Origin of the sequence: Citrobacter sp. S-77 (genome assembly GCF_963864895.1) — a bacterium.
Classification (GTDB): Bacteria; Pseudomonadota; Gammaproteobacteria; order Enterobacterales; family Enterobacteriaceae; genus Citrobacter; species Citrobacter murliniae.
In genome coordinates, this window is record NZ_CAWLWU010000002.1 from 1,630,996 (window position 1) to 1,640,010 (window position 9,015).

General features: G+C 53.8%; 5 protein-coding genes. All 5 read left to right on the forward strand.

The window, feature by feature from the left end; translation table 11 throughout:
- Positions 1-155: 155 nt before the first annotated feature.
- Positions 156-2,810, forward strand: a complete 2,655-nt coding sequence (gene tssH, locus AACS05_RS08390; RefSeq protein WP_045441441.1) for a type VI secretion system ATPase TssH — start codon at positions 156-158, stop codon at positions 2,808-2,810.
- Positions 2,807-5,179 (forward strand): type VI secretion system Vgr family protein, encoded by a 2,373-nt coding sequence (locus AACS05_RS08395; RefSeq protein ID WP_045441442.1) that lies wholly within the window; start codon positions 2,807-2,809, stop codon positions 5,177-5,179. The genes tssH and AACS05_RS08395 overlap by 4 nt, the downstream gene beginning before the upstream one ends.
- Positions 5,180-5,196: 17 nt before the next feature.
- The gene (locus AACS05_RS08400) at positions 5,197-5,463 is read left to right on the forward strand and encodes a PAAR domain-containing protein (protein WP_045441444.1); all 267 of its coding nucleotides are present in this window, start codon (positions 5,197-5,199) and stop codon (positions 5,461-5,463) included.
- A 46-nt stretch (positions 5,464-5,509) separates the two neighbouring features.
- Positions 5,510-8,272 carry a T6SS effector BTH_I2691 family protein gene (locus AACS05_RS08405; protein WP_304413154.1) on the forward strand — a complete coding sequence of 921 codons (2,763 nt, stop codon included), beginning with the start codon at positions 5,510-5,512 and terminating at the stop codon, positions 8,270-8,272.
- Positions 8,269-9,015 (forward strand): putative type VI secretion system effector (locus AACS05_RS08410; protein ID WP_045441451.1); only part of this gene is annotated, 747 nt, incomplete at its 3' end. The genes AACS05_RS08405 and AACS05_RS08410, both read left to right, overlap by 4 nt.

Consider the following 9,015-nt stretch of genomic DNA (forward strand, 5'->3'; position numbering starts at 1 on the left):
CTGCCCGCTTTTTCTTCTTTGCTGAATGTCTGCAACGAGCGGGCTTTCAGCAAAGAAACCCACAATCTGCCAGCCGACCGTATGCGCTTTGGTCCCCTTAACGGGAAACAGCGAGGGGCGGTAGCGTGTCCAGGAACCGACAAAGAGAGAGAGTCATGGAAAATCCAGCCATCCTGCTGCGACGTCTGAACCCTTACTGTGCCCGTGCGATGGAAGGGGCGGCGTCGCTCTGTCAGATCCGCGCCCATGCAGAAATCCTGCCGGAGCACTGGCTGCTGAAGCTGCTGGAGCAGGGCGAAGGCGACCTCACCGTACTGGCGCGCCGTTACGAATGGGATATGGATGCGCTATGGCAGGATTTGCTCGGCTGGCTGGAGAAACAGCCCCGTTCGGTACGTAGCCGCCCGCAACTCTCGGCAAGTATCCAGACACTGCTGCAGGAAGCCTGGCTGCTGGCATCACTGGCCGGGGAAGAACACATCCGCAGCATCCATTTGTTGATGGCGCTGGTTGATAAACCCAAACTGGTTCGTTGCGATGGCCTGTGGCCGCTGCTGACGCTGGGGCAAAGCCAGATGGAACGTCTGCGTCCGCTGCTGGATGCACAATCAGACGAACGCCCGGACGTGCAGCTTGAAGCCGAACTGGCGCAGAGTCACGGCGGCGAGGTGGAATTTGCTGGTCGCCCGGTTGGGGCAGATCTGAAAGAAGGTGAACTCAATCCGGCCTTGCAGAACGCGCTGGACAAATTCACCCTCGATGTCACCGCCAAAGCGAAGGAAGGCAAAATCGATCCGGTGTTTGGCCGTGATACGGAAATTCGCCAGATGGTGGATATTCTCTCGCGTCGTCGTAAGAACAACCCGATCCTGGTCGGTGACCCGGGTGTCGGTAAAACCGCGCTGGTGGAAGGCCTGGCGCTGCGCATTGCCGAAGGGAATGTGCCGACATCGCTCAAACCGGTTATCCTGCGGACCCTCGACCTTGGTCTGTTGCAGGCGGGGGCCGGCGTGAAGGGGGAATTTGAACAGCGTCTTAAAAACGTCATCGATGCCGTACAGCAGTCACCGGTGCCTATTCTGCTGTTTATTGACGAAGCGCACACCATCATCGGGGCCGGTAATCAGGCCGGTGGCGCTGATGCAGCCAACCTGCTGAAACCGGCTCTGGCGCGTGGTGAGTTGCGTACTATTGCCGCCACCACCTGGAGCGAATACAAGCAGTACTTTGAGCGTGATGCGGCACTGGAGCGCCGCTTCCAGATGGTGAAAGTCGATGAGCCGGACGACGACACTGCGTGTCTGATGCTGCGTGGCCTGAAATCCCGCTATGCAGAACACCATAACGTACACATTACCGACGACGCGGTCCGAGCCGCCGTCACGCTGTCGCGTCGCTATCTGACGGGACGTCAGTTGCCGGACAAAGCGGTTGACCTGCTGGACACAGCAGCCGCTCGCGTGCGCATGAGCCTTGATACAGTCCCTGAAGCCATTGTGCGCCTGAAAGCCCGTCTGACGGCGCTGGAATTTGAAGAGCAGGCGCTGCTGGAGGATATTGCGGCCGGTTGCAACCGGCATGGCGATCGTCTGAGTGTTATAGAGCAGCAGCGTACGGAACTGGAAAACCGACTTCAGGAGCAGGAAAGCCGCTTCAGCAAAGAACAAACGCTGGCGCAACAGTTATTAGTCAGTCGTCAGGACATCAGCAATCAGGCTGAAATGCTTGCGCTTCAACAGCAACTGGAGCAGGAACAGCAGGGGGATGTGCTGGTGCAGGTGGATGTCGACACCCGCACGGTCGCCAACGTGATTGCGGACTGGACGGGCGTGCCATTGTCTTCCCTGATGAAAGACGAACAGGCTGAACTGCTGACGCTCGAAAATGAAATCGGCAGCCGCGTCGTAGGACAGGATCTTTCCCTCACTGCCATCGCTCAGCGTCTGCGTGCGGCCAAAACCGGCCTGACGTCTGAGAACGGCCCGCAGGGTGTATTCCTGCTGGTCGGCCCGAGCGGCGTCGGCAAAACTGAGACCGCACTGGCGCTCGCAGATGTGCTGTACGGCGGCGAAAAATCCCTTATTACCATCAACCTGTCGGAATACCAGGAGCCGCACACGGTTTCCCAGCTGAAGGGTTCGCCTCCGGGTTACGTCGGCTACGGGCAGGGCGGTATTCTGACCGAAGCGGTGCGTAAGCGCCCGTACAGCGTGGTGTTGCTCGATGAGGTGGAAAAAGCCCACCGTGATGTGATGAACCTGTTCTATCAGGTTTTCGACCGCGGTTTTATGCGCGACGGCGAAGGGCGTGAAATCGACTTCCGTAACACGGTTATTCTGATGACGTCGAACCTCGGCAGTGATCCTCTGATGCAGTTGCTGGATGAGCAACCGGGTGCGACTGAAAGCGATGTACAGGAACTGCTGCGTCCTGTTCTGCGCGACCACTTCCAGCCTGCCTTGTTGGCGCGTTTCCAGACAGTGATTTACCGACCGCTGAGTGAGATTGCGATGCGCACCATTGTCGAGATGAAACTCGGCCAGGTCAGTCAGCGTCTGAAGCGCCACTATGGCTTGAACACGCATATCGACGAGAATTTGTACGATGCGTTGACCGCTGCTTGCCTGTTGCCGGATACTGGGGCTCGTAATGTCGACAGCCTGCTTAACCAGCAGATTTTACCGGTGCTGAGCCAGCAGTTGCTGACCCACATGGCCGCAAAACAAAAACCGCAGTCATTACGCCTTACCTGGAGTGAAGAAGAGGGGATTGGGCTGGAGTTTGACCGCACACAAGGAGTGAGCGCATGAGCAGTAATCTCCCGATAAGATTCAGCCATAACCACCATCTGCTGTCAGTAAAAGGCTGTGAGTCAGAGCCCGATGTACTGGCGTTTGAAGGCGATGAAGCCCTGAGCACGCCGTTCCGCTACCGTATTGAATTCACCAGTGCAGACCATGCCATCAGCAAAGAGATGATGCTGATGAAGGCCGGTTCACTGACGCTGCAGGCACCGGCTGACCAGGGCTACGGTATTAAAATACAGCAGCCGGTGCGCGTCATTCAGGGGGTGGTGAGCGGCTTTGAACGTCTCAGCACCTCTAAAGATGAAACCCATTACGCCCTGACGCTTCAGCCGCGCCTGGCGCTGCTCGAACGTTCTCGCCAGAACGCCATTTACCAGGATATGTCGGTCCCGCAAATTGTGGAAAAAATTCTGCGTGAGCGCCACAACATGCGCGGCCAGGATTTCCTGTTCACACTGACCAGAGAGTACCCGCGCCGGGAACAGGTCATGCAGTACGGTGAGGACGACCTGCACTTTATCACCCGTCTGCTGGGTGAGGTCGGCATCTGGTTCCGCTTTACCACCGACACGCGCCTGAACATCGACGTGGTGGAGTTTTACGACAGCCAGCAGGGGTACGAGAAAGGCCTGACGCTGCCATCGGTCCCGCCATCAGGCCAGCATTCAGAAGGCGTGGACTCGGTGTGGGGAATGGAGAGCCATCACCACGTGGTGCAAAAGCAGGTCAGTACCCGCGACTACAACTACCGCCAGGCCACAGAAGACATGAACACGCAGGTCGATGCGACCCGCGGGGACACCACCACCTACGGTGATGCCTATCACTATGCTGACAACTACCTGACGCCGGGCAGCACATACGACCGCAATCCGTCCCCGGAGACCGGGGCGTTTTATGCCCGCATTCGTCATGAGCGTTACCTGAATGCCCAGACGCAGACCCGGGCTGTCACCAGTTGTCCGACGCTTTCCCCGGGGCAGGTACTGAAAGTCACCGGCGGGTATGAAGTGGCAGAGGTGTTCAGTCAGGGTGTGGTGGTGACGGCGATGCACAGCCATGCGCGGCGAGACGAGGACTTTGGCGTCAGCTTTGACGGTATTCCGGACAGCTCGGATTTTGGTTTCCGTCCTGAACCTGGCACACGCCCGGTGATGGCCGGGACCTTACCGGCCCGCGTCACCAGTACCACCGAAAATGACACCTACGGGCATATTGATAAAGACGGTCGCTACCGCGTCAACATGCTGTTTGACCGCGACCACTGGGAGACCGGGTTTGAGAGCCTGTGGGTGCGTCAGTCCCGCCCGTATGCCGGGGACACCTACGGTCTGCACCTGCCGCTGCTGGCGGGCACCGAAGTGGCGATTGGTTTTGAGGACGGCAACCCGGACAGGCCGTACATTTCCGGCGTGCTGCACGACTCGGCTCATGGCGACCACGTCACCATCCGCAACTACAAACGCAACGTCCTGCGCACGCCGGCGAACAACAAAATCCGCCTCGATGATGAGCGCGGCAAAGAGCATATCAAAGTCAGCACGGAGTACGGCGGCAAGAGCCAGCTGAATCTTGGTCATTTAGTCGATGCCGAAAAACAACAGCGCGGTGAGGGCTTTGAGCTCAGAACCGACAGCTGGGGTGCGATACGGGCGCAGAAAGGGATATTTATCAGCGCTGACGGGCAGGCAAAGGCCCAGGGTCTGCAGCGCGAAATGCAATCGGCGCTCAAAGAGCTTGACGCCGCCAGAGAGGTTACCTCCGGGCTGCGGCATGCCGCCCAGGCTGCGCAGGCCGAACTAGCCGACCTTGAGAAACAAACAGCACTAATGAATCAAACGCTCAATGATCTCAAACAACAGGCATTGCTGCTTTCAGCCCCTTCGGGAATAGCGCAGGTTACTCCAGCAAGTGTGCAATTGTCTGCAGGTGAAAACATGATAGTCACCGCAGGTCAGAATGCAGATTTTAGCGTTGCCAAAAAATTCACTCTGGCGGTGGGCGACATTCTGAGCTTTTTTGCCCATAAACTGGGGATAAAAATGTATGCCTCAGAGGGTAAAGTAGATATTCAGGCGCAGTCAGATGGGTTGAATTTATTTGCTAAACAACTGCTTTCCGTCGCTAGTGCAGATAATAGCGTCATTATATCGGCGAAAAAAGAAATCCTTCTGACTTGTGGTGGATCTTTTATCCGATTAAGTGATGCGGGAGCAGAGGTCGGAACAGGTAAAAATATCACGCTGAAATGTATCGCCGTTCAGCAGCAGTCCGCTGCCACGTTGAATTCAACCCTCAAGCTTCCCTCTGGCTGTAAACCTGGCGTTATTGCTGCAGCCCAGCAACAAGGGGCTGTGGTTGCTCTTAGCTGATATTCGTGGAGTAAATTATGACCAAAAAATTAGCTGTGCTGGGTGACAGAACCAGCAATGGGAAAATTGTGTCTGCTACTGCCAATTTTTTTAGTCATGGTAAGCAGGTAGCGCAAAATAATGACAAAGCTACATGTTCGGTCTGCAAAGGAACATTCCCTATTCAGGCCACTGCCGTGGGCATCATCAGTAATGGTGTGCTTCTGGTGCAGGATCAGGATCGTGTGCTTTGCCAATGTTCTGGACACAAGGTGATCGCGGGTTCAAATTTTTTCACTGGTTAAGTAAGAAACGCGTTATTTACAGGCTTAATTAAAAAAGGACGTGAATATGGCATGCCAGGGGTTATGCGCAACGAAGGGCTTAACGATATTGCCAGTGCGGTATGCCGTTGTGCCAGAAAATGTTACTGCTAATTTACCGGGATGGGCGAATGATCCGTGCATCACTGGGGTAAAACTTGCTAATAATGAAAAGTACACTCTTCGTGCTCTTCGTCAGGGTTACCTTTACGTTTTCTATGAAAAAGGGAAACAAGGTACTAATTACTGGCAGTGTTACAGCGTTGCACCTGACGGTTCGTTGTGGCTACAGCAGGTTGCCTCTAACCCGGCATCGGTAGATGAACCCCTTTGTACGACGGGGGAACACATCGCGCAAAACGTTGAATTTATGAGCATTGAGTCACCGGATAAATGTGGCAATGTGTGGTTTGCATTTAGCCAGTATCCGTGGGAGCAGGAAACGCTTGATCGGTATCGCTCAACGCCCAAAGATCGCAGTGAGAGAATGCAGAAAGTTATGCCTTCTGTGTCTGGGGCTCTGCGTACTAAAACAGGGACCGATGTCACGGAGTCAAACCTGAATCAGGTTCTGGACTATCAGATTCCTTTTGTTTTTGGTCTGTTGCCAGGGCCGGATGATGTGAAGGTTGCGAATGTCAGCCGGGCACCGTCACTCTGGGACCCGACGGTGGATGATCCCTGGAGGGTCAATGATGACGTGGTGAAATTGCAATCTAGCCTGTATCCATGGGCGCGAAACCGCAGTGGCATGGCAACCGCTACGGTCACTGCTATGCAAAACCGAAGTGAAGGGATGACGCCATTACTGCTTCCTCTTTGGGATCCGGTAGGGATAGTTCATGAACTTAATGGCTGGAGCCAGGATGCACTGGGACGTCAGGCGCAATTTTTACAGGAACGGGAGCTGGAACTGTCGACCAAAACCAACCTTGATGCGTTAAAAACAATACTGAGTGAGAAAGCGCAGTTAAAGGGGGAGACTATACTGGAGCGATTTGCTCAACCTGAAAATACGATGCTGTCGGAAAAATATCTTGATGCTCGTCTGAATACTCTGGAACAACGTTATCAGAATAAGCCCGATGTGCTGGCGCAAATCAGGGCTGATGACAAGCTGGTCAGAGCATGGCATGCACAGAATGTAGCTGCAACGTATTCCGAAAGTGTATTGATGAGTTCGCCAGAACCTCTAGCCCTCCACCAGAAACGGGTTGCTGCAATAAAGGCTCAGGTTGATAAGGAAGTAGCTGAACGTCCCCAGAATTTCAGTGATGCGCGTGCCAGAAGCTGGGCACCTTATCAGGCAAAGCTGAGCGCTAACCGGCAGGCAAATTTTGACACCTGTTATAAAAGCCTGGGCGACAAAGTTAACGAACTCTTTCAGAAGCGGATAGTCAGCGTGGTGAACTGGCTTAGCGCACCACTGCTGGTGACTATCCTGGATGATTTTCATTGCACGGCAGACAGGGCCGGAATGTTTTATCAGTCATCCGTGGGCATGGCGATGAACGGCATCAACAGCTGTCCGGTGGGAGCCAAAAAGCTTGACGGGTGGTGGGGGGAATACAGCACAGATAACCGTACCAATCTGCTGTGGCGGCATGTGACGGCAAACAATCCGGAGCTGATGGCGGAACTAGAGCCGTTTCTGGCGACTGTGAAAGGCCGGAAGGATGAAGAGGTGACGCCGCTGACGGCCACTGTCGTGACGTCGGGCTTGCTTCAGCAGGCCGGAAGCCTGAAAAAGCTGGAAGGGTATTATCAGAAGTCTCTGACTAACGTCGTGAAAGGGTTACAGGAAAATGCCAGTAAATTAGAGACCGAAATCTTCAAAACAGACGCGTTTATCGTGACAGTGGGAGACCGGGTAAGCCGGGTTCTGCGGGTTGATAAGATGGGAGAGAAGCTTTCGACCACCGCGTTCCGCCTGGTGTTTATGGTAAGGGCTGGTATCCCGTCAGAAAAAGTCCAGGCCATGGTCAATGAATATCTTCATGATGCCCCCGCTCTACGCAGTACGGTGCTGGCAGGCATTCGCAGCAGTCGACGCTTTATGGCAAGCCAGAGCGAAGTGACGACCATAAAACAGACGCTGAGCAGCAAGCTGGAAGAGCACTTTGCGACAGAGAAAGGCCTGGGTGAGTACCGTCTGGTGAAGATAAACAGCCTGTTGCTGGTGCTGAATGCAGTGGATTTTATCTACCTGTGCGGACAGGTAAGTGATGACAAGAAATCAATGGCAAGTCTGATGGCGAGTGGGCTGGCGATGGTAAGCCAGGGTACTTCGGTGTTTTTACCGGCGATAGAGAAGGGGCTGGAAGCCCGGCCGCTGACAGTGGCATGGATTAAAGGGGCCGGAGCGGTTGCGGGTGGTGCGGCTTCGCTGTTTTCGGTTTATGCGGACTGGAGGTCAACGGAGGCAGAGTTCCAGAATAATCGTTTTGTTCTGATGAGCGTTCTGGGACTAAAAACATTCGTTGATGCTTTAGGGGCTGTAAAATCTGTTGGTCTACTCTTGGAAATAATTGATAAGCCGCTTGCCCAAAAATACGCCGGAAAAATCAGTGGCTTTCTGGCCGCAGAGTTTTTAGGTATCCGGGTACTTGCGGTGCTGATGACCTGGGAAGCAATAGTGGCGATAACGCTACTTCAGGTGATCGCGACTTGGATATCGGATGATGAACTTCAGTTGTGGTGTAAAAAATCTGTATTTGGTACAGCTCCGTTAAACCGTACTATGGTGGAGCAGGATAAAGCCCTGGAAGCGGCAATAAAGGATATTTCATGAGTCTAGTTGAACAGAAGCAGATATGTTCTCGGTTTATCAAGCCTGAAAAATTAGCCGATTTACGAACTAAGCAAGAAATCGAACTAATGAACGGCAGGCCGTGGACACGGGAACTACCACCCCCGCCGGTATTACCGCCATATGGTCCCCTGGAAAAAATTAGTGGCCGCCTGGAGTCCTTCAGTAGCGAATGTTTTCGGGAATATTTTGACGTCAAGGCGTACCGGACCAGCAGTCTGCCGGATACATCCGATGGTCAGCGTGGTGCAGCCGCAGCAATTGCTATTGCAGCAGGGAGTCCTGGCGTTGGGGCGGTAATTATGGCCGAGAGTGAATCATCAAATGACACGGCTGAATATGTTCAAGGCACAATTAACGGCAAACCCTTTCGGGGCTGGGTGGGAACAACCCGTCTTAAGGCTGGAGACAATGTGGACATGATTGCAGAGTGGAAGCATGACCATTATGAAGTATATGCCATTGCCCTTCCTGAAGAGCGAATAGTTTCAATTTGTCCGAAATGCGATATGGGGCATATTGCTCATATGCAGTGGCGAATTAAAAATATGTTTATTCTCACCGCAATATTCTTTTTCACTGTGGTGTTGTTTGGCGTCATTGGTGATATGGCTGAGGGTTCCTGGATTAGTTTTTTAAATTTCCTTTCGGTATACCAATGGCTATACATTATGGCTATGCTAGGGGGGGGGGGTCGGGGGGTTCTTACGGTTAGGTTAGTACGT